General features: G+C 30.0%; 18 protein-coding genes. 8 read left to right on the top strand and 10 right to left on the bottom strand.

Going from position 1 to position 23,205, the window contains the following annotated elements; all coding sequences use genetic code 11:
* Positions 1–110 precede the first annotated feature (110 nt).
* The 3 genes from BLU40_RS05875 to BLU40_RS05865 are packed head-to-tail and all read left to right on the top strand — an operon-like array spanning position 111 to position 3,561.
* On the top strand, positions 111–1,295 hold the full coding sequence (locus tag BLU40_RS05875) for a dsDNA nuclease domain-containing protein (RefSeq protein WP_090121033.1): 1,185 nt from the start codon (positions 111–113) through the stop codon (positions 1,293–1,295).
* Entirely contained in the window at positions 1,292–1,771 is a 480-nt protein-coding gene (locus BLU40_RS05870) for a hypothetical protein (RefSeq protein ID WP_090121030.1), read from the top strand. The genes BLU40_RS05875 and BLU40_RS05870 overlap by 4 nt, the downstream gene beginning before the upstream one ends.
* Positions 1,768–3,561 (top strand): hypothetical protein, encoded by a 1,794-nt coding sequence (locus BLU40_RS05865; protein WP_090121026.1) that lies wholly within the window; start codon positions 1,768–1,770, stop codon positions 3,559–3,561. Before BLU40_RS05870 ends, BLU40_RS05865 begins: the two co-directional genes overlap by 4 nt.
* A gap of 88 nt (positions 3,562–3,649) precedes the next feature.
* Here the strand turns inward: BLU40_RS05865 and BLU40_RS05860 are convergent, their stop codons facing one another.
* Complete coding sequence (locus tag BLU40_RS05860; protein WP_090121023.1) at positions 3,650–4,039, bottom strand: helix-turn-helix domain-containing protein; 390 nt, start codon at positions 4,037–4,039, stop codon at positions 3,650–3,652.
* Between the two features lie 221 nt (positions 4,040–4,260).
* On the opposite strand from BLU40_RS05860, the gene BLU40_RS05855 reads away from it, so the two are divergent.
* Entirely contained in the window at positions 4,261–5,823 is a 1,563-nt protein-coding gene (locus tag BLU40_RS05855) for a recombinase family protein (protein WP_090121019.1), read from the top strand.
* On the opposite strand, the gene BLU40_RS05850 is transcribed toward BLU40_RS05855, so the two are convergent.
* Positions 5,754–6,599, bottom strand: a complete 846-nt coding sequence (locus tag BLU40_RS05850; RefSeq protein WP_090121015.1) for a putative quinol monooxygenase — start codon at positions 6,597–6,599, stop codon at positions 5,754–5,756. The two genes, BLU40_RS05855 and BLU40_RS05850, sit on opposite strands and share 70 nt — an antisense overlap.
* A gap of 14 nt (positions 6,600–6,613) precedes the next feature.
* Positions 6,614–7,555 (bottom strand): NADP-dependent oxidoreductase, encoded by a 942-nt coding sequence (locus BLU40_RS05845; RefSeq protein ID WP_090121011.1) that lies wholly within the window; start codon positions 7,553–7,555, stop codon positions 6,614–6,616.
* 210 nt (positions 7,556–7,765) lie between these two features.
* On the opposite strand from BLU40_RS05845, the gene BLU40_RS05840 reads away from it, so the two are divergent.
* On the top strand, positions 7,766–8,152 hold the full coding sequence (locus BLU40_RS05840) for a winged helix-turn-helix transcriptional regulator (protein WP_090121009.1): 387 nt from the start codon (positions 7,766–7,768) through the stop codon (positions 8,150–8,152).
* 230 nt (positions 8,153–8,382) lie between these two features.
* Positions 8,383–10,758 carry a TonB-dependent receptor gene (locus BLU40_RS05835; RefSeq protein WP_090121007.1) on the top strand — a complete coding sequence of 792 codons (2,376 nt, stop codon included), beginning with the start codon at positions 8,383–8,385 and terminating at the stop codon, positions 10,756–10,758.
* A 60-nt stretch (positions 10,759–10,818) separates the two neighbouring features.
* Here BLU40_RS05835 and BLU40_RS05830 read toward each other — a convergent pair whose 3' ends face one another.
* The 3 genes from BLU40_RS05830 to BLU40_RS05820 all read right to left on the bottom strand — a co-directional run bounded on the left by BLU40_RS05830 (position 10,819) and on the right by BLU40_RS05820 (position 14,935).
* On the bottom strand, positions 10,819–11,709 hold the full coding sequence (locus BLU40_RS05830; RefSeq protein WP_090121005.1) for a nuclear transport factor 2 family protein: 891 nt from the start codon (positions 11,707–11,709) through the stop codon (positions 10,819–10,821).
* 103 nt (positions 11,710–11,812) lie between these two features.
* Entirely contained in the window at positions 11,813–12,682 is an 870-nt protein-coding gene (locus tag BLU40_RS05825; RefSeq protein WP_090121002.1) for a helix-turn-helix domain-containing protein, read from the bottom strand.
* Positions 12,683–12,772: 90 nt separating this feature from the next.
* Complete coding sequence (locus tag BLU40_RS05820) at positions 12,773–14,935, bottom strand: S9 family peptidase (protein ID WP_090120998.1); 2,163 nt, start codon at positions 14,933–14,935, stop codon at positions 12,773–12,775.
* 245 nt (positions 14,936–15,180) lie between these two features.
* Here BLU40_RS05820 and ilvD point away from each other — a divergent pair, with 245 nt between their 5' ends.
* Positions 15,181–16,872 (top strand): dihydroxy-acid dehydratase, encoded by a 1,692-nt coding sequence (gene ilvD / locus BLU40_RS05815; RefSeq protein ID WP_090120995.1) that lies wholly within the window; start codon positions 15,181–15,183, stop codon positions 16,870–16,872.
* A gap of 113 nt (positions 16,873–16,985) precedes the next feature.
* Here ilvD and BLU40_RS05810 read toward each other — a convergent pair whose 3' ends face one another.
* Positions 16,986–17,228, bottom strand: a complete 243-nt coding sequence (locus BLU40_RS05810; RefSeq protein WP_090120992.1) for a CBU_0592 family membrane protein — start codon at positions 17,226–17,228, stop codon at positions 16,986–16,988.
* A gap of 111 nt (positions 17,229–17,339) precedes the next feature.
* Between BLU40_RS05810 and BLU40_RS05805 the strand changes: the two genes are divergently transcribed.
* Positions 17,340–18,893, top strand: a complete 1,554-nt coding sequence (locus BLU40_RS05805; protein WP_090120989.1) for an NAD(P)/FAD-dependent oxidoreductase — start codon at positions 17,340–17,342, stop codon at positions 18,891–18,893.
* 217 nt (positions 18,894–19,110) lie between these two features.
* On the opposite strand, the gene BLU40_RS05800 is transcribed toward BLU40_RS05805, so the two are convergent.
* From BLU40_RS05800 to pflB, 3 genes are read right to left on the bottom strand one after another with little or no spacing between them, the layout of a single operon-like run.
* Complete coding sequence (locus BLU40_RS05800) at positions 19,111–19,890, bottom strand: formate/nitrite transporter family protein (RefSeq protein ID WP_090120986.1); 780 nt, start codon at positions 19,888–19,890, stop codon at positions 19,111–19,113.
* 33 nt (positions 19,891–19,923) lie between these two features.
* On the bottom strand, positions 19,924–20,703 hold the full coding sequence (gene pflA / locus BLU40_RS05795; RefSeq protein ID WP_245729904.1) for a pyruvate formate-lyase-activating protein: 780 nt from the start codon (positions 20,701–20,703) through the stop codon (positions 19,924–19,926).
* A 53-nt stretch (positions 20,704–20,756) separates the two neighbouring features.
* The gene (pflB, locus tag BLU40_RS05790; RefSeq protein WP_090120982.1) at positions 20,757–22,982 is read right to left on the bottom strand and encodes a formate C-acetyltransferase; all 2,226 of its coding nucleotides are present in this window, start codon (positions 22,980–22,982) and stop codon (positions 20,757–20,759) included.
* Positions 22,983–23,205: the final 223 nt, after the last annotated feature.

Raw genomic sequence — 23,205 nt, 5'->3', positions numbered from 1 at the left:
ATTTCTTATTTTAGACAAAAAATTGCACTTATACAATCAAGTTTTTTTTGAATTCCAACAAGTATTAAAACACTTGAAATTATAAAACTAATGTACTGTATTACGGATATATGTCTGAGGATAAAAACACTATTGAAAGACCAAAATTACATGAAGTAGTTCCAAGAGAGGTTGTTGGAAGGGATGTTATTGCTAGATATCAAGGACAATTTAGAGGTGCGGCTTATGAATGTCTCGCTTTGTTAGATGGGGGAGATCTTGATAGAGTTTATTGTGATTATCAAGATGATTTTGTAACTCGCCTAAATGTAAATGGGCAACAGATTTATAACTTTTATCAAGTAAAAACAAAAAATAAACTGAACCATCAATGGAGTGTCAATGAAATATTTGGTCTATACAAAAAAAAGAATCAAACTTCAATTGATAAAATAGAAAATAGCTTCGCTGGTAAACTATTAATACATACTGTTAAGTTTAATAACTCTTGTGGTAAGGTTGTATTTCTTACAAATATACATTTTGATGACGATGTAGAAGCATGTATGAAAGCCTGTATTGATTGTGATTATGAAAATAGACATTTTGCATCATTGCTAGAAAAATTCAATTCTGCTTTCTCAAAGGAATCTCCTCTAGATGATGTTAATGTTATAAAAGCTATAAAAAAACTTCAGCTTGAGCCTAATAAATCATACTTACTTCCCTCAGATGAAAATTTCTATGCCATAGCTAGAGATACTATTTTTAAATACAGTGAAATCGATTTGAAAAAAATTGAAAGTGAAGAAATAATTAATAACCTTGTTTCATTGGTAGAAAAAAAATCATTTTCCAAGCTTTTAGAAAATTGTAAGGAATCTGATCTGGATGAAATTGCTGGTATTTGTCTGGAAGATATGTTAGATATTCTTAGCATATCTAAAGGGGCATATAATCATTTACACAAAGGAGGTGATAGTCAAGCAATTAAAAACGCCTCAATAATTCAAAGATTATTAAAGCAAGGAGGAGCTAGTGATACGATGATTGAGTTTGCATCAAAATGCAAAGTCAATTGGGATATTTGGTATAGAGAAAAACGACACAATATTCCAGAATTTGATTTAAATTTCATAATGGAAAATATAAGTTTAATTGCAAAAGAATGGTCGATTAATAATCAGTCAATTTTTGTTATTAAAGAAAAAGTAGAAGGTTTAAATAATGAACTTAAGAAAATTTCAAATACTCTAACAGTAGAGCTTTTGTTAGGAGGAGTATTTTCTGTAATTGTAAGAAATGAGTCACAATGAATTATAATGATTTTTTTAATGAAGCCAAAAAAAGAGGGGTATCAATTGAGCTTGATAATCCAAATATTTCTATTTCACATAAATTAAGTAATGAAGCTCTTTTTCATTTACCTTTATTAGCAATGACTATTTTATTACTTTCAAAAGATAGAAGTAAGCCAAAAAGTGAAGAGCTCGGACAGTTGGTTGGAGAGTGTTTTGAAAGAACTTTTAAAGGATTTAAAGGCTCTTCTCAATATTTGGGTTGGTCTGCAAATTTAAGAATGAGAACTGTTAAAGCTCTAACCTTCCTTGAGGCAGCCGGTTTGGTTATGGTTGATGTTCAAGATCCAAAAATAAAAATTACTAAAATGGGGAAAAAAGTAATCACTAAAGCAATAGATGGTAATACTGATTTAGGATATAACCTACAGTTAATTGAAAGAAAGTATAGAAATATTAGAGTAGAGAAACAAATATCAATAGGAATAGCATGAAACTTCTAGAATTAAAAATAGAGCCTGTTGAAGTAGACGGATGGGAATCAGAATTACTAACATTTGGAGATGATATAACTCAGCTTTATGGTCCTAATGGATGTGGGAAAACACCCGTAATCCATTCAATAGCATATGCAATGGGATATCCGGTAAGATATCGTGATGATATTCAAAGAAATTGTAAATCCATTTTATTAAAAGCTTCTCACAAAGAAAAAATTATAGTTTTTAAACGAGAATTATCTTCAAGCTTCAATATTGAGTGTCAGATTTCTGAAAAGAGTATAGATGGTGAAACAAATGATATTAATAGCTTTTATAATGAAAAAGATTTTTCTCTATACCTTTTAAATTTATTAGGGCTATCAACAGCTGCTCTCACATCGGTAAAAAACATGCCTACTTACCCATATATATCTACATTTCTACCTTTATTTTACGTAGATCAAGATCTTGGTTATACTAGTGCGTATAAATCTCAGTCTAACTTTATAAAAGATCAATACGCTGAAATGGTTCGTATGTCTATAGGTGTAGCCGCAAAAAATTCTTATGAAAAAAAGAAGCACCTAATAGAAAACAAAAATGAACTAAATTCAGTTGATTCAGAAATTGTAAGCACAGAGAAATTTATTGAAACTTTAATGCTTCAAAGAAAAGGGTCTTTGCTTTCCAGTATAGATATAGAAGATCGCCTTCAAAAATTGAAAGATAGATTAGATGAGCTTAATTCAAATCAAGATACATCTTATAGTTCTAAATCGGCAATTCAAACTTTAATTAATGAAAATTTATCAGAAAAAAATAAGGTCAATTCTAGAATTAAAGACTTAGAGGAAAGAATTAGTGGTTTTAGTAAAATTAAAGAAGAAATTGAAATTGAAATAAATACTCTTTCCTTGAACGAGGAGGCTAAACGCATCTTTACCTCCTTTAATGAAATATGTAGTAATAAAGGTTGCCAACTTTTTTTAAGTAGCTCTAAATCTTATGGTAAAAACCTATTATACCTGAAAGATCAAATTAAAGATTTAGATAGGAACCTTATTTATCAAGAAGAGCGTCTTGAAGAGTTTCGTTTAAATTTTGATAAGCTCAAAGGTGAAATAAGAAAGCTAAAAATTAACCTATCTGATGAGCAATCTGCAGGCTCAACTCAGAATCTAGTGAATACAATTAGTGAATTAACCAGGTCAATTATTGACCTCCAAAAAGAAAAAGAAATAGTAAAAAGATTAGAGTTAGAAGAACGAAAATATAGCAGATTTTTAGATAAAAGAGAGCAATTGCATAATGCCATCGCTTCTTTAGATGATAGAAATACTACTGTTGATTTAAAACATTTAAAGTTCAGGACAGATTTTAAGAAACAATTGAGAGAGTGGCTAGATGTTTTAAGCACAAAAAATATATCAAATAACATTACTATTGATTCAGACTTTAATATTTTATTTGGAACTGAAAAATTATCTCAATTAAGCGGGAGTACTTTACTACGGGTTATATTAGCTATTAAAGCTGCTTTTTTTGACATCTATATATCTTCAGAATTATCTGCCTTCGAGTTCTTAATATTTGACACTCCAAAGCAACATGACATAGAAACAGAACATTTTGCAGCTTTTATAAATAAACTTAAAACCATTGTAACTAAAAAAAGAGCTCAAATAATTTTTTCAACTACTGAATATCACTATAATTCAAGAGGTGGTGACACTGAATGGATTCCTAACTTCCCAGGAACAGAGCAAAACATGTTTTTAGGAGTAATACCTAAGAATGTGTAAATTCAAAGTCAATATCTAATTGTCTGATATAAAGAAAAGATAAATCCTACTTTCTAATAAAAAGATTCGGTTATTAAAATAAATGTTTTTACTTATGCCTAACTTCTTTCAATTCATCTAATCTCTTATTCATTTTTAATTGAAGCTGCTCTTCTAATCTTTGCTTCTCTAAGAAATTATCAATAATAGCTTCCAATAATTTCTGATCATAACTATTGAGTGAAGTTAATTTTAATAGCTTTTCGTTAATTGCTAATGCTTCAATGTTTGGATTTACAAATAAATCAAATATTGGTACTTCTAACGCCAATGCCACTTTCTCCATCGTTCCTATTCCTGGCTCTGTTTTACCATTTTCAAGTCTGCTAAGCGTTGTTTGTCGTATTTGCATCCTATCAGCTAATTCGACTTGCGAGATACTTTTTAAACCTCTTAAACGCTTTATATTTCCACAAAATATTTTATGCAGTTCTGTCATAGTTGTACTCTTTATTTATCCAAATATAAAACTATTCTTCACACCTTTGTTAATTATGTTCTTTTTTATTTGTTTTTATTACTTATAAAGCATATATTTGAATTAATTATGCCAACAAACAAAAAACATACATCTCTTGTTGATAATGAAGCTTTAACTAAAGCTCGTTCTCAATTATTGTTTTTTGCTATAATTGAATATGAACGCTATTTATTGTCCTTATGCAAAACGCCTTAATATATACTAGAGTTTCAACTGATGAACAAGCTAATAAAGGTTTTAGTTTACCGCATCAAAAAAATGTTCTTAAGTTATATTGTCAGCATAAAGGTATCAATATTCTTAGACATTATAAGGAAGATTTTTCTGCTAAGAATTTTAACCGACCTGCTTTCAATGAATTATTCTCTTATGTAAAAGCAAATCGAAAGTCAATTGATTTTTTACTCTTTACTAGATGGGATCGCTTTAGTAGAAACCAGGAAGAAGCCTATCGTGTAATTCGTGAATTTAGAAACTTAGGAATTGAGGTCAACGCCATTGAACAACCCTTAGATTTATCCCAACCTGATTCAAAAGTTATGCTTGCTGTCTATTTGGTAATTCCTGAGGTTGAAAATGATAAAAATAGTATTCGCACCAAAGAAGGTTTAAGACGAGCAATGAAAGAAGGTTGCTTTGTAGGAATTGCTCCTTTTGGTTATAAAAACGTTCGCAATGAAGAAGGGAAGTCTACGCTCGCTATTAAAAGTGACTTAGCACCCATCATTAGACGTGCTTTTACTGATTATGCTAAAGGCGTTTTATCTTCCGAAGAAATTCGTAAAAAATATTACCATCGCGGATTGAAATTTACCAAACAGAGTATGCTGAACCTTCTAAAGAACCCTGTTTACTGCGGTAAAATAGCCATCAAAGAATGGAAAAAAGAAGATGCAGTAATCGTACAGGGGCTTCACCCTTCAATAATAGATGATAAAACATTCAATACTGTTCAGCGTGTCTTTGCGGATAAGGTTAAAAAGCCTATTCACAAGTTTTCTGAAATTGATGAGTATTTACCACTGAGAGGTTTTTTACAATGTGCTAAGTGTGGAAGAGCATTAACAGGAAGTGCTTCTAGGGGTAGAAATGGTGTTCGTCATTTCTATTATCACTGCCAACCTAAATGCAAAGAACGTTTTAGAGCTGAAGATGCCAATGCTATTTTTGAAAATTTGTTAAAAGAATTTGTTGTCAAAGAAGATGCGTTAATTCTATACAAACAAATTCTTAACGAAACTTTTCTAGGAGAGCAAAAAGACAGGAAATTAAGGCTTCGCCAAATTAAAAAGGAAATTACCAATCTTAGAACTCGAATGGAATCTATTGAAAATAAATTTTTTGACGACCTCATTGATGCTAATACGTTTAATGCAATGAAGGGTAAAACTCAACTAAAAATAAACGACTTACAAGCTGAATCTGAATCACTTAACTCTATAGATAAAAACATAGACAAATATTTAAAACTAGGCATCTCCTTTTTACACGGTATCGATAAGCTCTATAAAAGCTCACCTGCAAACATTAAAAAGAAGATTGTTGGTTCGATATTTCCTGAAAAACTCATTTTTTTAAAAAATAAGTATCGAACCGCTTTTTTGAATGAACTGTTTGCCCTTATCCTTAGCAAACATAAGCCCTTCAGGCTTTTGGAAATAAAAACTCCCCGTCAAAATGACGGGGAGTCTAAAAAAGCTCCATTTTGTGGGTTTACATTTGATACATACAACCACATGTGATTTGAAGCTGCAAAAACAGATTCTGGCATTGAAAAACCTGAAACTTCCCATTGTTTTTCTAATGCGTACGTTGTATTTAAAACTTCATCATTTAATTCTGAAACAAAATTCATTCCTGCTTCTAATTTTCCAATAATTACTTTGTTTAATAATGCTCCAGTTTCTTCAGCATAAGGTTGTTTCATATGAATATTCCAAATTGCAGATGCATTTCTCCAGTTTTCGTAAACTACAAACGTATTTTCATCACCTTCAACAGTATATAAATCGAAAAATAGGTTTCCTTGTTCTTTTCGAGTATGCGCAATATGTTTTTCAAACTGTTTTAAAACACGTTCTCTATTACCTTCTTTCACCTTAAAAATGAAGAATAACGTTTCTTCTTTATCTTCAATATTTATTTTTTTTGAAGCTATAGGATAAGGTTTTGCTTTGTTTAAAAGCATTATTTCGGGTTTAAAAGCAAGAGATTTTTTTGCAATTGCTTGCAATTCTTTTGTATATGATTTTTCACCGTGAATAGTATGTGCATCTTTGTTTTTCCAAATAGAATATACGTACAACACATTTGGATTGTTATCATCTAAGTACAATTTCATAGCAATATTTCCTTCTTCTTTTAAAGAAAGGTTTAAACCGCGTATCGCTGCTTTTTTAAATTGTATATTAAATTCTGGTTTTACCGTAAACTTTACTAATTGAGTAATTGTTTTGTCCTCTTTTGTACAACTTGCAATCATTATTGCTGTTATAAATAGTAGTGTTAAATTTTTCATTTTTTTTCAGTGATTTATAGTGTTACAACAACTTTACCTACGGTTCTACCTTTTTCAACTTCGGTATGAGCTTCTGCCATTGCTTCAAAAGGGAACGTTTTATAAATAGTTGGTTTTATGGTTTCATTTTCTAACATTTCTTTTAACGTATTCATATCCTTACTGTTAGATTGAACTAACATTGAAAAAACATTCACTTTTAAGGCATCTGCTTTTGCTTGTAAATCTTCCTCAATTTGCATAGCTGCTGTTGTAATAATAGTACCATTTGGTTTTACAACCTTTAATGCTTTTTCTAATATTTCACCACCTTGAGTATCAAATACAAAATCTAAATCTGATAAAACTTCATCAAATGCTTGTGTTCTATAATCTATATGTTCATTTGCACCAATAGACAAGACAAAATCTTTATTTTTAGCCGAACTTGTAGTAATTACATAAGCTCCCATATCTTTGGCTATTTGAATTGCAAAATGTCCAACTCCTCCAGAACCGGCTTGTACCAATACTTTATCATCTTTTTTTACTTTTTCTTGTAAAATTTGTAAAGCTGTAAGTGCAGCTAAAGTAGTTGCCGCAGCTTCTTCAAATGAAATATTAGTAGGAATTAAAGCTAAATGACTTTCTGGTGAAGCAACAAATTCTGCATAAGCATTTCCTACTCCAGGAAAGTTTACCATTCCAAATACATTATCTCCAATTTTAAATTTTGAAACTTTTTCTCCAACCGAAACAACTGTTCCTGAAACATCCCAACCTAAAATAACATCATCGGTTTTACCTAGTAACATTTTTAAACCTTCTTCAGCATATTTTACTTTTGCATCAGCTGGGTTAATACTAATTGCTTTTACTTCAATTAATACTTCTGTTTCCTTAGTAGTTGGTTTTTCAATTTCTTGTAGTTTTAAATTGTCAACTCCACCTGCTTTTTTTAATACTATTGCTTTCATATTATTAATTTTAAATATACTATCATTTTTATAGTGACAAAAGTATGTATAGTTTCAAAATCTCACAATAACGGTCAAACATGATAGTATAAATAAAAATTTACAAAACACTATTATACAGTTTATTACAATTTATTATTTACACTATATTTTTTATAGTTGCAAAATATAATATAGTTATATAACTTTGCATTATTAAATAGTAAGATTATGGATAGAAAAGAGCTTTTTGAAAAAAAAACATTAATAAAATTGAATGATAAAATATTCCCTTGTCCTACTAGTGCTGCTATGGAATTAATTGGTGGAAAATGGAAAAGTGTGATATTAATGCATTTAATTGATAGAACTAAAAGATATAATGAACTAAGAAAGGAATTACCTTCGGTCACAGAACGTACTTTGAGTCTTCAATTAAAACAATTAGAGAAAGATGGCTTAGTATCTAGAAAAGTGTACACTAAAAAACCACCTTTAAAAGTTGAATATTCTTTAACTGATTTTGGTAGAACCGTAGTTCCTGTAGTACAAGCAATTACAGAATGGGGAATTACAGCTGCTTATGAAAAAGGCGAGTTTATAGAAACAAAAGAATAATTAAATAATTGAAATTTTGAATTTTAAAAAATAATTTGTATATTTAAGTGTTGATTAATAAGTTATTAAGAGTAACAAATTGATAATACTAATTATCAAAAAAACAGATATTATTAAACAACTGAAAAAGTCTTTAAATATATTCTAAAGACTTTTTTACGTATATATTGTTACTAATCTAGTTATTTGAATTTAGTTATATTCGCAACTACTAACTAATTCAACTATTTGTGAAATTAAAATACTACAGTTTTATACTTATTACTTTTCTAAATATTTTTGTAATACCTGCACAAAACTCATCAATTAAAATTACAGGAACTATAATAGAAAGTGTTAACAATAACCCAATTGAGTTTGCTACAGTAGCCATTTTTAATAAAAATTCTAAAAAGGCTATTGCTGGTTCTGTTACCGATGCTAATGGTTATTTCTCCATAAATTCTACAGATTCAAATATTTATATTGAAATTAGTTTTATTGGATTTAAAACTAAAAAAGTAACTTCTTACACTGTAAAAAATCAAAAAATTGATTTAAAAACCATTGTTTTAGAAGAAAATTCTCAAAGTTTAGATGAGGTTTTAATTCGTTCAGAAAAATCACAAACCGAATTTAAATTAGATAGACGTGTATTTAATGTTGGTAAAGATTTAAGTTCAACTGGAGCTGGAGCTTTGGAAGTTTTAAACAATGTTCCATCTGTAAATGTAGATATTGAAGGTCAGGTAAGTTTAAGAGGTAATTCTGGAGTTCAAATATTAATTAATGGAAAACCTTCAGTTTTAACAAATGGAGATAGTAATGCTCTTGGTAGTATTACTGCAGATATGATTGAAAAAATTGAAGTAATTACAAACCCTTCTGCTAAATATGATGCCGAAGGAACAGCTGGTATTATTAATATTGTTATTAAAAAATCTGAAAAGAAAGGCTTAAATGGTTCTGCAACCTTAAATCTTGGTGTACCAAATAGTAATAGTTTTGGTTTAAGTTTAAATAAACGTACTGAAAAGTTTAATTTATTTAGCCAGATTGGTATTGGGCTGCGCACATATCCTTCAGAAAGTGAAAGTGTAAATAATGATTTGGTAAATGATATTAGTGTTACTAGTATTGGTGATGGTAATTTTAATGAAAAATTTAATAATATACTGTTAGGAACAGATTATCACATAAACGATTTAAATGTTGTTACACTTTCGGGTTCATATGCTTACGAAGTTGAAGATCAAGACAATTTAACTACATATAATAGATTTAATGCATCTAATAAATTAACCGATAATTGGTTACGTAGCGAAAAAACCGAAGCTACAAATCCTAAACTTCGTTATGAATTACAGTACAAGAAAAACTTCAAAAGGCATAAAGAGCAAAGTTTATTATTTAGTGCATTAGGTAGTTCTTTTAGAAAAGATCAATTTTCTGATTATGAAAACACACCTATTATTGGAGATGTTGATAATCTTGAACAAAAAACTAGAACAGACTATAAATTAGAAGATTATACGTTTAAATTGGATTATACGCATCCTTTTCTAAAAAAATATACGCTAGAATCTGGTTCGCAATATGTAATTAACAATGTAACTAATGATTTTGCTGTTGATAATTTAACAAATGGCGAATGGATAAATGATGCCGATTTATCTAATATTTTTAATTATGAACAAAAAGTTTTAGGTATTTACACTACTGCAGCTTTTGAAGGTGATAAATGGGGATTAAAAGTAGGTTTAAGAATGGAAAACACAAGCTTAAGTACTGTTTTAAAAACTACTAATGAAGAAAGCTCTGATGATTACACTAACTTTTTCCCTAGTGCGCATACATCATATACGGTTAATGATAATTTTTCGTTACAAGTTGGCTATTCAAAAAGAATTAACAGACCAAGGTTAAGATCTCTGAATCCATTTTCTAGTATTAGAAATAATTTTAGTATTTCAACAGGAAATCCAGATTTACAACCTGAGTACACAGACTCATACGAGATTACAAGTATTCATAAAATTGGAAAAACTTCTCTTAATTTTAGTTTGTATAACAGACATACTACCGATGTTATGGAACGAGTTTCTGTTTTTGAAAACAATGTTAGTATTTCCAGGCCAGAAAATATTGGTTCTAATACTACTACTGGTTTCGAAATAAATGGTAAAATAGCTCCATTAAGTTGGCTATCTATAAATGGTGATTTTAATATCAATTATTTTAATAGAGAAGGTTTTTACAACAATACTTCTTTCGACTTTAAAGGAAACCGTTGGTCTACACGTTTAACATCAAAAATTAAACTTCCTGCAGAATTTGATATCGAAATTTCTGGAGATTTTAGATCTAAATATAAAACAGTTCAACAAAAAGTTTCTAGTAATCTTTTTGCCGATTTTGGCTTGAGAAAAAAAATTCTGAAAGGAAAAACAATACTTAATATAAGCGTTAGAGATGTTTTTGCTTCTAGAATTTATGAAAGCGAAACTATTCAACCCGATTTTTACTTATTTAATAGCAGAACTCGTGGACGTTTTATAACCTTTGGAATAAGTTATGGCTTTGGAAAAGGAGAAGCAATGCAATTTTCTGGACAAAGAAGACGTTAAAAATAAAACAGCCTTTCATATATAAATGAAAGGCTGTTTCTACATAAAATCAAATCAATATTAAAAATTGAATTTTCCGTTGGTGTTTTTTGCTTCAGATGCTGGAATTAAATTTTCTACAGTATCCCAATGTTCAACAACTTTTCCATTTTCTACTCTAAATAAGTCATAAAAAGAAACCTTTTCTTTCATAAAAATTCCTTCAGAAACACTAAGTACAAAGTTACCTTGCCCTAAAACTATATGATTTTTTTCAAAAACCATTGGCATTCCAGCTTCAGCTAAAGCTCCTAAAGCTTCACCTAAACCTGCTAAACCATCTTTTACTCCTGGATTATGCTGGTCGTATTTTTCAGTTGAAATATAATCTGTTATCTTATTTGGGTTTGCTCCCATAAACACATCATTTAACAAGTTTTTTACTAATGTTTTATTTTCTTCCGTTTTATCTAAATCAGTTAGTTCTGTTGGTCCATCAGTTTGAGTTCTACCAGAAGCTGTTTTCACTGCAATTTCTTGTAAATTATCCCAATGTTCAACAATTAATCCATTTTCAAAACGAAAAATATCAAAACCTACTTTAGGTCCAAAAAAGTTGTACTCTGTATGAGCTATTACAAAATCTCCATCTTCAAATGCACGAACTGTATTTACTTTTGGAGCCATTGCCGGATTCGTTTTTGCAACCTCAGCTAATGTTCCTAATATAGCTCCAAAACCTGCTAAACCATCAGCTACACCTTGGTTGTGTTGTATATATTTATTTGAGTTAATATAACCTGCTGGTTCTTGAGCGCCAGTTTCTATACTTTTTAATAATGCTACTACTTTATCTTTATTAGATATTTCCATTTTTTCTACTTTTTTAGTTTTTAAATCTTCTTTTTTACTTTTATCATTACAAGCAATAAATGCTACTGCTAGTAAAATTAATATTGATAATTTTCTCATTGTTTGTTAGTTTTAATTATAACAGTGCAAAGATGTGGCAATCATCAACTAAAAAAAAGGTGATTTTAGTACTTAAAGTGATACTTTTAGTCCAAACAGAATTTTACTTTTTAATGTTTTCTTTAAATTCTGAAGGTGTAGAATTTGTATGTTTTTTAAAGTATTTGATAAAGTTTGTAGGCTCTTCATAGTTAAGTTTATAAGCAATTTCTTTAATACTTTGGCTACTGTGAGATAATAAGCGTTTTGCCTCTAATACAATACGTTCATCAATAATTTGCTTGGGGGTTTTATCTAATAAAGTAGTAGTTGCTTTATTTAATTGTTTTGTTGAAATACTTAGTTTTGAAGCATATGCACTTACTGACTTTTCTGTTTTATAGTTCTTTTCCAACACATTTTTAAACATAACAAGGTAATCTAAGTTAGCACTTGGCTTCAATTCTACATACCCTTGTTTACGCATTTCACGCTCTGTTTGCAATAAAAAAATATGCAACATATTATATAAAATATGAAATTTAGCATTATCTGACTCTCTCAGATATTCAGTTTCCATAGCGTTTATAAGTATACTTAAATTCGATATTTTTGGATTAAATTCTAACTTAGTAACTGAATATAAATCGCTAAAAAGCCTACTTAAATGTAAAAACTGTGTATCGTACTTATTTCTGCAGAAAAAACTTTTGGTAAAAAGAATAGCTTTTCCTTTGTAAACACCGTTAATATCGAACTTATTAACACTATTATGTGGTACGCAAATAATAGTATTATTTTCAATTTTAATAGGATTAAAATCTACTAAATGAGTTCCTTTTCCTTTTTCAATAATAAGAATATGATAAAATTGTGCTCTATGAGGCTTTGTCATCATTTCTTTTTTAGACTTAAACAATTTGGCTAAATCTAAAATTTCAAATTCAAGCTCTAATTCTTCTTTAAATGTATATTTCTTAATAATGTCTTTCATAAAAGCTTATCAAATATATTAAAGTTTTAGGTAAAAAAAAACGTGTAATTATAACATAACTACACGTTTTAACTTTAAAAATTATTTGAATTATTCTTTAATATTTTCTAAATCCAATAAAAACGAAAAGTATAACGCAGTACGTTTGTAACGCTCAAAACGTCCAGAAGCACCTCCGTGTCCGGTTTTCATATTACAATCCATAACTAATAAGTTCTGATCGGTTTTATTGGCTCTTAATTTTGCAACCCATTTAGCAGGCTCCCAATATTGTACTTGGCTATCCCAATAACCTGTTGTTACTAAAATATTAGGATATTCTTTTTCTTCAACATTGTCATAAGGAGAGTACGACTTCATATAATCGTAATATTCTTTGTTTTTAGGATTTCCCCATTCATCAAATTCAAAAGTTGTTAATGGAATGCTTTCATCTAACATTGTAGAAACAACATCTACAAAAGGAACTGCAGCCACTACTCCATTCCAAAGTTTTGGTTCCATATTTACTATTGCACCCATTAGTAAACCTCCAGCACTTCCACCTAAAGCATATAAATGTTCGCTACTAGTATAACCTTTATCAATTAAAAAATGAGCTACATCAATAAAATCTGTAAATGTATTTTTCTTGTTTAATAGTTTTCCATTCTCATACCAATCTCTTCCCATTTCTTGACCTCCACGTATATGAGCAATTGCATACACAAAACCTCTATCTAGCAAACTAAGTCTGGTACTACTAAACTTTGGTTCAGAACTGCTTCCGTAAGATCCGTAAGAGTATAATAACAATGGCGTTTTATTACTTTTTTCTAAACCTTTTTTGTACACTAAAGAAACTGGCACCTTGGTTCCATCTGCTGCAGTTGCAAATAAACGCTCTGAAGTGTAATTATCTTTTGAAAATTTACCTCCTAAAACTTCATCTTGTTTTAATAACACACGCTCTTTTGTTTTTACATTGTACTCATAAATACTATTAGGTGTAGTTAATGAAGTATATGAGTAACGTAAAATATTAGTATTAAAATCTATATTTGAAGTTGTATTTGCCAAATAAGCTGGATCATTAAACTCTAAATTTTGTTCTCCACCTTTCCAATTTACAATTCTAATATTTTTTAAGCCTTTTATTCGTTCAGTAACTACATAAAAATCTTTAAATAAATCTACACCTTCAAATAAAACATCATCTCTATGAGCTACAACATCTTTCCAGTACTTTTTATTGGTAGCTTTAATTGGAGTTTTAACTAATTTAAAGTTTTTAGCATTTAAATTGGTTCTTATATAAAAATCGTTTTTATAATGATCTACTGAATAAATTAGGTTTTTTTCTCTTGGTTGAATTACCTTAAATTCTCCATTTGGTTTATTAGCATCTAAAAATCTATATTCTGAAGATATTGTTTGCGTACTATAAATTAATAAGTAATTATTAGATTTTGTTTTAAAAACTCCACAACTAAATGTTGCATCTTTTTCATCAAAAATTAATACATCATCTTTTTGGCTTGTACCTATAATATGCTTGTATATTTTGTTTGAACGTAATGTTTCTTTATCTTTTGTAGTATAAAAAACCGTTTTATTATCGTTTGCCCAAGTTGCTCTACCAGTAGTATTGTCTAACTTATCAGCTAATAACTTACCTGTTTTTAAATCTTTAAAATAAATAGTGTATCTACGTCTAGAAACGGTGTCTAAACCATATGCCAAAATATTGTTATTAGGGCTTACAGAACGACTTCCAAAACCATAATAAGCAAATCCTTTTGCCATTTCTGGTCCATTTAGCATTATTTCTTCTTTAGCGTTTTCTTTTAATTCTTTTCTACAATATAAAGCGTAATCTCCACCTTCTTTAAATCGCACATAATAAGAATAACCATTATCATTAACTGGTACAGATTCATCGTCTTTTTTAATTCTCTCCACCATTTCGTTATAAAGTTTACCTTGTAAATCTTCAGTATGTTCCATTACACTATTTAAATAACTATTTTCAGCATTTAAATAATCTAAAACATCTTTTGTTTGAGCATCTGGCTTTTCAGCATTTTTTTGAGCATCAGTTAATCGCATCCAAAAGTAATCATCTACTCTAGTATCATTGTGAACAGTTAACTTTTCTGGTATTTTTTTTGCTGTTGGAGCTTCAACCAGCATTACAGATTCTTTTTCTAATTTAGTTTCACAAGAAACCAATGTAAAAAGAACAATTGCTACTATATAAATAACATTTTTCATAACCTCGAATATTATATTGTTTGAATTTAATGGTAAAGGTAAACAATTACATCTCTTCAAAAAAAATAATATGAATTAGCAATATTTAACTAAATATACTTTTTTGTAAATCGAGATAATTAAAACTCAAAAAACAATATATTTATACCTTCAAAAAAAATTAGTTCCAAATTCTAATTTTAAATAAATAAACTCGTTTTAATTTACACAATAAAACAATACAAAATATAGAAAATTAAGATATTATGAGAAGTGATGAAGTAAAAAAAGGACATCAAAGAACACCGCATAGATCACTATTTAGAGCTACAGGGTTAGTTGATGAAGATTTTGATAAACCGTTTATTGGTGTTGCAAATTCCTATATAGAAATTATTCCTGGCCACTTTTTTTTAGACAGAGTATCTAGAATTATAAAAGAAGAAATTAAAGCAAATGGCTGTGTTCCGTTTGAATTTAATACTATTGGTGTAGACGATGGTATTGCTATGGGGCACGATGGAATGTTATTCTCATTACCTTCAAGAGAAATTATTGCAAATTCTATTGAAACAGTTATGAATGCGCATAAGTTAGATGCTATGATTGCAATACCCAACTGTGATAAAATTGTACCGGGTATGATTATGGGAGCACTAAGAGTTGATGTGCCTACTATATTTGTTAGTGGAGGTCCTATGAAAAAAGGTCATACAAAAGATGGTGTTCCAATAGATCTTGCTACAGCATTTGAAGCTGTTGGAAAACACGAAGCTGGTGAAATTACTGATGAAGAATTGAACGATATTGAATGTAATGCTTGTCCTAGTGGTGGTAGTTGTTCTGGTATGTTTACAGCCAACTCTATGAATACGCTAATGGAAGCTATGGGTATTGCTTTACCTGGAAACGGAACTATTTTAGCACTTACTAAAGAGCGCGAAGAGCTGTATAGACAAGCAGCTAGAAGAATTTGTGAAATAGCAAAAAGTGAAGCCCAAACAAAAAAATTTAAACTTAGAAATATATTAAATGAAAACGCTGTAAGAAACGCCTTTGCTGTAGATATGGCAATGGGTGGAAGTTCGAACACAGTACTGCATATGTTAGCTATAGCTAAAGAAGCTAATGTTAATTTTAATTTAGAAGACATTAATAGTATTTCTAAAAACGTATCTCACATTGCTAAAATTTCACCAAGTTTATCTACCGTACATATGGAAGATATTAATAGAGCTGGTGGTGTAAATGCCGTTATGAAAGAAATGACCAAAAGAGGTGATAACATTTTAAAAGAAAACCTAACAATAACTGGCGAAACAGTATTAGAAAAAATTAAAGATGCTACTATAAAAGACACTAATATTATTCATACAATAGATAATCCGTATTCTGAAGTAGGTGGTTTAGCTATTTTATACGGAAACTTGGCTGAACAAGGTGCCGTAATAAAAACGGCTGGAATTACTGGAGCAAGAGCATTAACTGGAACTGCGGTGTGTTTTGATGGACAACAAGGAGCTATTGATGGTATTTTAGCTGGTAAAGTTAAAGCTGGTAACGTTGTTGTAATTCGTTACGAAGGGCCTAAAGGAGGACCTGGAATGCAAGAAATGCTGGCGCCAACCTCATTAATTATGGGAATGGGATTAGGAGATAAAGTTGCATTAATTACCGATGGTAGATTTAGTGGCGCTACAAGAGGAGCTAGTATTGGACACGTAAGTCCTGAAGCTGCAGAAGGTGGTATGATTGGCTTACTTAAAGATGGTGATGAAATTCATATTGATGTAGATAAATACATTTTGTCTGTTAATTTAAGTGAAGAAGAAATTGAAAAAAGAAAAGCAGAGTTTGTTCCATTAAAAAAAGAACTAACATCTAGCTGGTTAAAACAATATAGAGCTTTGGTTACTAATGCTAGTAGCGGAGCCATTTTAAAAACAGATTTATTTTAAAATAAAACTTTAAAATTATTAAGTAGGTAGAAGTATTTAGCTTTCAATTTAAAGTAAAATACTTCTACTCTATTTTTATAAACTTCAAAATTGAAAAAAATGTGTTCAAATAACTACTTTGTTGCTCTCAAGTGGTTTATTAATGAATACAAAGAAATACTTGCCCAAATACCTTCTAATAATACAAAAGGCATATATTTTATTAATACAGAAGCTAAACAAGCAATACTTGCTCCTATTAAATTCAATAAAATAAACCAAACACTAGTGGTTGTTAATTTATTTGTTACGTTTAATACATAAGCTAATAATATTAAAAAAACACCTATAAAACCTAACCAGTCTGTTGTATTCATTATTTTGTTTTTAGAATTTCAAATATAACTATCTTTTCAATTTTCGCTTACTTATCTCATTAATTTCTAAAATAGCTATAGGATTATTTTTAAAAAAGTATTTTTGCAGCTATGGTTAAAGACATTCAGTTACGTGTTACCTTAAAAGAAGAAAAAATTGAAGATATTCTTCTAAAAAAAGCAGCACAACAATTAAAAATTAAAAGAAGCGAAATTACAGCAGTAAAAGTACTACGTAAATCTATTGATGCACGTAAAGCAACTATTGTTTTTAATTATAAAGTTGCTGTTTATGTTAATGAACCTGTAGAAGAATCTGTTTATAATTTTGATTATAAAGATGTGTCTTCAGCAAAAGAAATACATATTATTGGTTTTGGACCAGCTGGTATGTACGCAGCTTTAAGATGTATTGAACTAGGTTTTAAACCTATTGTTTTAGAACGTGGTAAAAACGTACAAGATAGGCGAAGAGATTTACGTGCTATAAATCAATTTCACACAGTAAACGAAGATTCTAATTACTGTTTTGGTGAAGGTGGTGCCGGAACTTATTCTGATGGAAAACTATACACCAGAAGCTTAAAACGCGGTGATGTTCGTCGTGTTTTTGAGAATTTAGTGTATCACGGAGCAACAGATCAAATTTTGGTAGATGCTCATCCGCATATTGGAACAAATAAATTACCTAAAGTTGTAAAAAATATACGTGAAACAATTTTAAAATATGGTGGTGAAATTCATTTTGAAAGTCGTGTTGTAGATTTTGTTATTAAACAGAATAAAATAAAAGCAATTAAGCTTTTAAACAATACAGAAATGACTGTAAATTCTGTTATTTTAGCAACAGGCCATTCAGCTAGAGATATTTATTACTTATTACACGAAAAAAATATTGGATTGCTAGCAAAATCTTTTGCAATGGGTGTTAGAGCCGAACATCCACAACACATTATAGATTCTATTCAATACCATTGCAAGGGTAAAAGAGATGAATTATTACCTGCAGCATCATACAGTTTAGTGCATCAAGTAAACGAACGTGGCGTGTATTCTTTTTGTATGTGCCCTGGTGGTTTTATTGTGCCGGCAGCAACTGCTAATGGCGAAGTTGTAGTTAACGGAATGTCTCCTTCAAGTAGAAATAATAAATTTGCAAACTCTGGTATTGTTGTTGAAATTAATGCCGAAAAGGATTTGTACAAGTATGAAAAGTTTGGCGTTTTAAAAGGTTTAGAATATCAAAAGGATTTAGAAAAATTAGCATTTAATGCAGGCGGAAGAAAACAAACAGCACCTGCACAGCGTTTAACTGATTTTGTTGAAGGTAAATTTTCTCCTAACTTAAATGAAACCTCATATCAACCTGGTTTAAAATCTTCTCCGTTACACTCTTTACTTCCAAAACATATTGGTAGTAGATTGCGTAAAGGTTTTAAAGCTTTCGGGCAAAAAATGCATGGTTATTATACTGAAGAAGCAAATATTATTGGTGTAGAATCTAGAACTTCTTCACCAGTAAAAATACCAAGAAAAATTAATTTAGAACATCCAGAAATTGAAGGCTTATATCCTTGTGGTGAAGGTGGTGGTTATGCCGGCGGAATTATTTCTGCTGCAATGGATGGTGAAAGATGTGCAGAAGCTGCCATAGAAAACTTATAAGATTATGCCAAAAAAAGGACAACCAAAAAATACACGAAATAAAGCTAAACATAGCAAATTAATGAACCAAAAAAAGGCGAAGTTAAAAGCGGCTAAAGATAATAGAGCTTCAAAACTACAGGAACTCAAAAGAAAAATTAGCGAAAAAAACAATAACGCATAAAAAAACTCCTTTTCATTATTTGAAAAGGAGTATTTTTTATACTTAATTATAATGTTATTTATCTTTTCCAAATAAATATCCATAAGCCATACCTACAAATAGAACACCTCCAACAATGTTTCCTAAGGTTGCAGGAATTAAATTTTTGGTAATAAAAGTAGCCCAGGTAATATCAGCTCCTTCAAAAATAGCTAACGGAATAAAATACATATTAGCAATACTGTGTTCAAATCCCATAGTAACAAACGCCATTACTGGTAACCAAATGGCAAATATTTTACCTGTTGTATCTTTAGCTGCCATACCTTGCCAAACAGCCAAACATACTAGCCAATTTGCACCTATACCTTTTAGAAAAGTAACTAAAAATGTGTGACTTGTTTTTCCTATTGCTACTTTATAAACAGAATTAACAAAAGGTTCTCCGCTTACAATATGAGTTAAATGTGTAATTACATAAGCTACAAAAACTGCTCCTACAAAATTACCTACATAAACCAATCCCCAGTTTTTTAATACAGTACCAATAGATTGTTTTTTGTTTAATACATTTGGAATAAAATAGGCATTATTACCTGTAAAAAGTTCTGCTCCAACTACAACAACAAGTATAAGACCTAGTGGGAATGTTGCTCCAAAAAGAAATTTTGTTATTCCTGGGTTTTCAGCTGCAATTCCTGGTGAACCACCACCTACTATTAATGCTAATAAACCACCAAAAGCAATATATGCTCCTGCTAAAAATGCTAAAATTAATGTTTTACTTACTTTATAATCTCCTTTATTAAGAGCTAATTTGTTAACTATTTTTATAACTTCTTTAGAGCTATTCATTATTTTTTAATTTGGTTGATTTAACAACACTTTTTAATTTATTTTTACTTCTTTAAAATACTTACTTAAAATAGCTGAAGCCTCTTCTATTTCTTTTTCGGTATTTTCTCGTGCATCTTTTAATTTATACTCCCAACCTAAAGATTCCCATTTATGAATTCCTAACTTATGATATGGTTGAATTTCAATTTTTTCAATGGTTTTATAATCTTTAAAATACTCTCCCATTGCATGTAACAACTCAGGCTTATTAGTTATTTCAGGAATTAATACATAACGCAACCACATTTTTTTACCAGAAGCTTCTCTGTGAGCCGCAAAAGTAAATGTAGTTTCTTTATTACGCATACCTGTTAAAAACTCATAACCATCTTCGGTCATACTTTTTATATCAAGCATTACTAAATCGGCATAATTATCTAATAACTCTACAGTAAAATGATTTAAAATTCTACCATTAGTATCTATATTTGTATGTATACCTTCCTCTTTTAATCTTTTAAAAAAATGAATTAAGCCTTTAGATTGTAATAATGGTTCACCTCCAGAAACTGTAACTCCACCTTTTTTACCAAAGTAAGGTTTCATTTTTAATGCAATTTCAACCAAATCTTCAATTTCATATTCCATACCTCCAGAAGTTTCTATAGTATCTGGATTATGGCAGTACAAACATTTAAGTTTACAGCCTTGTAAAAATATAACCAATCGGATTCCTGGACCATCATGTGTTCCAAACGATTCTATTGAATGTACGTTTAATATGTTTTTTGAAGTTTTGATAAGCAGTAGTTTTTGAATTAAAGTGTCCAAAGATTTAAATACTTAATTCTTTGGACACGCATAATACAAATATTATTTTAGAATTACATAGATTCGTGGAACGAACGTGTAATAACTTCTAATTGTTGCTCTTTTGTTAAACGTACAAAGTTAACAGCATAACCAGAAACACGAATTGTTAATTGTGGATATTCTTCTGGGTTTTCCATTGCATCCATTAATGTTTCTTTATTTAAAACATTTACGTTTAAGTGTTGTGCATTTCTAGAGAAATAACCATCTAGTGTAGTTGCTAAATTGTCTATTCTATCTTCTTCAGTTGCTCCTAAAGATTTTGGTACAATTGAGAATGTATTTGAAATACCATCTTTAGAATCGTTATAATTAATTTTAGAAACTGAATTTAATGATGCTATTGCTCCTTTAGAGTCACGACCGTGCATTGGATTTGCTCCAGGTGCAAATGGTACACCTTGCGCTCTACCATCTGGCGTTGCTCCTGTTTTTTTACCGTAAACTACGTTAGAAGTAATAGTTAATACAGACATTGTTGGTTCTGCATTTTTATATACTGGTAACTTCTTTAACTCATCGTTAAAATCTGCTACAGCTTTTGCTGCTAATAAATCTACACTATCATCATCATTACCATACATTGGAAATTCTCCTTCAATTTCGAAATCTACAGTTAAACCTTCTTCATTTCTAATAGGTTTTACTTTTGCGTGTTTAATTGCTGAAAGTGAATCTGCAACAATAGATAAACCTGCAATACCGTAAGCAATATTTATACTTGGATTTGTATCGATTAAAGCCATTTGAGCTTTCTCGTAGTAATACTTATCGTGCATGTAGTGAATAATATTCATAGAATCGTTATACACACGTGCAACTTCTTTCATAGCTATTTCGAAATTAGCCATTACTTTATCAAAGTCTAAATACTCATCTGTATCAACATCAATTCCATCTACCATTTGAGTTCCTGTAAACTCACATTTACCTCCATTAACAGCTAACAATAATGTTTTTGCTAAGTTAGTACGTGCTCCAAAGAATTGAATAGATTTTCCTAATTCTTGGTAAGAAACACAACAAGCAATACCATAATCATCAGATCCACGGTGAGCTCTCATTAAATTATCGTTTTCAAACTGAATTGAAGAAGTATCAATAGATACTTTTGCACAATAATCTTTAAAGTTTTGTGGCAATGTAGCCGACCATAAAATTGTAATATTTGGTTCTGGTGATGGTCCTAAGTTATATAATGTGTTTAAGAAACGGAAAGAAGTTCTAGTAACTTTAGTTCTTCCATCTGCAAACATACCTCCAATTGCTTCAGTTACCCAAGTTGGATCTCCAGCAAAAATTTCGTCATAAGCACTCATACGTAAATGGCGAACCATACGTAATTTCATTACAAATTGATCTATATATTCTTGAGCTTCAACTTCAGTAATTAAACCTTTTTCAATATCTTTTTCAATAAAAATATCTAAAAATGTAGAAACATTACCTAAAGACATTGCTGCACCATCTTGCTCTTTTACAGCTGCTAAATAACCCATATAAGTCCATTGCACTGCTTCTTGAGCATTTTGTGCTGGACGAGCTAAATCTAGATCATATTTTTGACCTAAAACAATCATATCTTTTAAAGATCTTATTTGCTCAGCTACTTCTTCACGAAGTCTAATTACTGCGTCACTCATTGGCCCTTCAATCTTCGCTAAATCTTCTTGTTTAGATTTAATTAAAAAATCTAACCCGTATAAAGCTACACGACGATAATCTCCAATTACACGACCACGTGCATAATTATCTGGTAAACCTGTTAAAAATCCTAAAGAACGGAATTTTTTAATTTCAGCAGTATATGCATCAAAAACACCATCGTTATGAGTTTTAACGTATTTAGAAAATAATTCAGTTAACGCATCATTAGGTTTTACACCGTGCTCAGATAATGCTTTTTGAACCACTTTAAAACCTCCAAAAGGTTTCATTGTTCTTTTTAAAAGCTCATCAGTTTGTAAACCAACAATAACTTCGTTCTCTTTATCAATATATCCAGCAGCAAAAGCGCTTACTGTTGAAATAATTTCAGTATCAACCGATCTTACACCGTTTCTGTCTCTTTCTTCTTTTGTAGCAGCTTTACAACTGTCCCACAATTTTTGTGTTTTTTCACTTGGCCCTACTAAAAATTCATAAGTTCCATGGTAAGGAGTAACATTGTTAACAACAAAATCTCTAACGTTTACCGCCTTGTTCCAAATTCCACTTTTAAAATCTTTTACTTCCATTTTTTCGAATATTTGTTTTGATATAATCTTCTTAGTTTTTACTCTACAAATTTACCAATTTAGGTTCATAATAACTTCATAGAAACAATAAAAAAGACCTTTTAGCCCTCTGTTTTCAAGGCTTTTTTTACTAAAACGTTTGAGATTGGTAGCTGACGAAACATATTTTTTTGGTATAAATTTCTTATTATATGATAATTATCATTTAATAGCCTTTTTGAGT

It is taken from the genome of Lutibacter oricola (genome assembly GCF_900106565.1).
GTDB lineage: Bacteria > Bacteroidota > Bacteroidia > Flavobacteriales > Flavobacteriaceae > Lutibacter > Lutibacter oricola.
The sequence above is the reverse complement of the archived record's forward strand: the minus strand, read 5'-3'. Positions and strand labels throughout refer to the sequence as shown.

What these genes read in the sequence shown, in the direction of transcription:
- ilvD (WP_090120995.1), top strand. Translation starts at nt 15,181, where the DNA reads ATGAGAAGTGATGAAGTAAAAAAAGGACATCAAAGAACACCGCATAGA.
- BLU40_RS05865 (WP_090121026.1), top strand. Translation starts at nt 1,768, where the DNA reads ATGAAACTTCTAGAATTAAAAATAGAGCCTGTTGAAGTAGACGGATGG.
- BLU40_RS05870 (WP_090121030.1), top strand. Translation starts at nt 1,292, where the DNA reads ATGAATTATAATGATTTTTTTAATGAAGCCAAAAAAAGAGGGGTATCA.
- BLU40_RS05875 (WP_090121033.1), top strand. Translation starts at nt 111, where the DNA reads ATGTCTGAGGATAAAAACACTATTGAAAGACCAAAATTACATGAAGTA.
- BLU40_RS05810 (WP_090120992.1), bottom strand. Translation starts at nt 17,228, where the DNA reads ATGAATACAACAGACTGGTTAGGTTTTATAGGTGTTTTTTTAATATTA.
- BLU40_RS05800 (WP_090120986.1), bottom strand. Translation starts at nt 19,890, where the DNA reads ATGAATAGCTCTAAAGAAGTTATAAAAATAGTTAACAAATTAGCTCTT.
- pflB (WP_090120982.1), bottom strand. Translation starts at nt 22,982, where the DNA reads ATGGAAGTAAAAGATTTTAAAAGTGGAATTTGGAACAAGGCGGTAAAC.
- BLU40_RS05825 (WP_090121002.1), bottom strand. Translation starts at nt 12,682, where the DNA reads ATGAAAGACATTATTAAGAAATATACATTTAAAGAAGAATTAGAGCTT.
- BLU40_RS05830 (WP_090121005.1), bottom strand. Translation starts at nt 11,709, where the DNA reads ATGAGAAAATTATCAATATTAATTTTACTAGCAGTAGCATTTATTGCT.
- BLU40_RS05850 (WP_090121015.1), bottom strand. Translation starts at nt 6,599, where the DNA reads ATGAAAAATTTAACACTACTATTTATAACAGCAATAATGATTGCAAGT.
- BLU40_RS05860 (WP_090121023.1), bottom strand. Translation starts at nt 4,039, where the DNA reads ATGACAGAACTGCATAAAATATTTTGTGGAAATATAAAGCGTTTAAGA.
- BLU40_RS05820 (WP_090120998.1), bottom strand. Translation starts at nt 14,935, where the DNA reads ATGAAAAATGTTATTTATATAGTAGCAATTGTTCTTTTTACATTGGTT.
- BLU40_RS05840 (WP_090121009.1), top strand. Translation starts at nt 7,766, where the DNA reads ATGGATAGAAAAGAGCTTTTTGAAAAAAAAACATTAATAAAATTGAAT.
- BLU40_RS05845 (WP_090121011.1), bottom strand. Translation starts at nt 7,555, where the DNA reads ATGAAAGCAATAGTATTAAAAAAAGCAGGTGGAGTTGACAATTTAAAA.
- BLU40_RS05855 (WP_090121019.1), top strand. Translation starts at nt 4,261, where the DNA reads ATGCAAAACGCCTTAATATATACTAGAGTTTCAACTGATGAACAAGCT.
- BLU40_RS05805 (WP_090120989.1), top strand. Translation starts at nt 17,340, where the DNA reads ATGGTTAAAGACATTCAGTTACGTGTTACCTTAAAAGAAGAAAAAATT.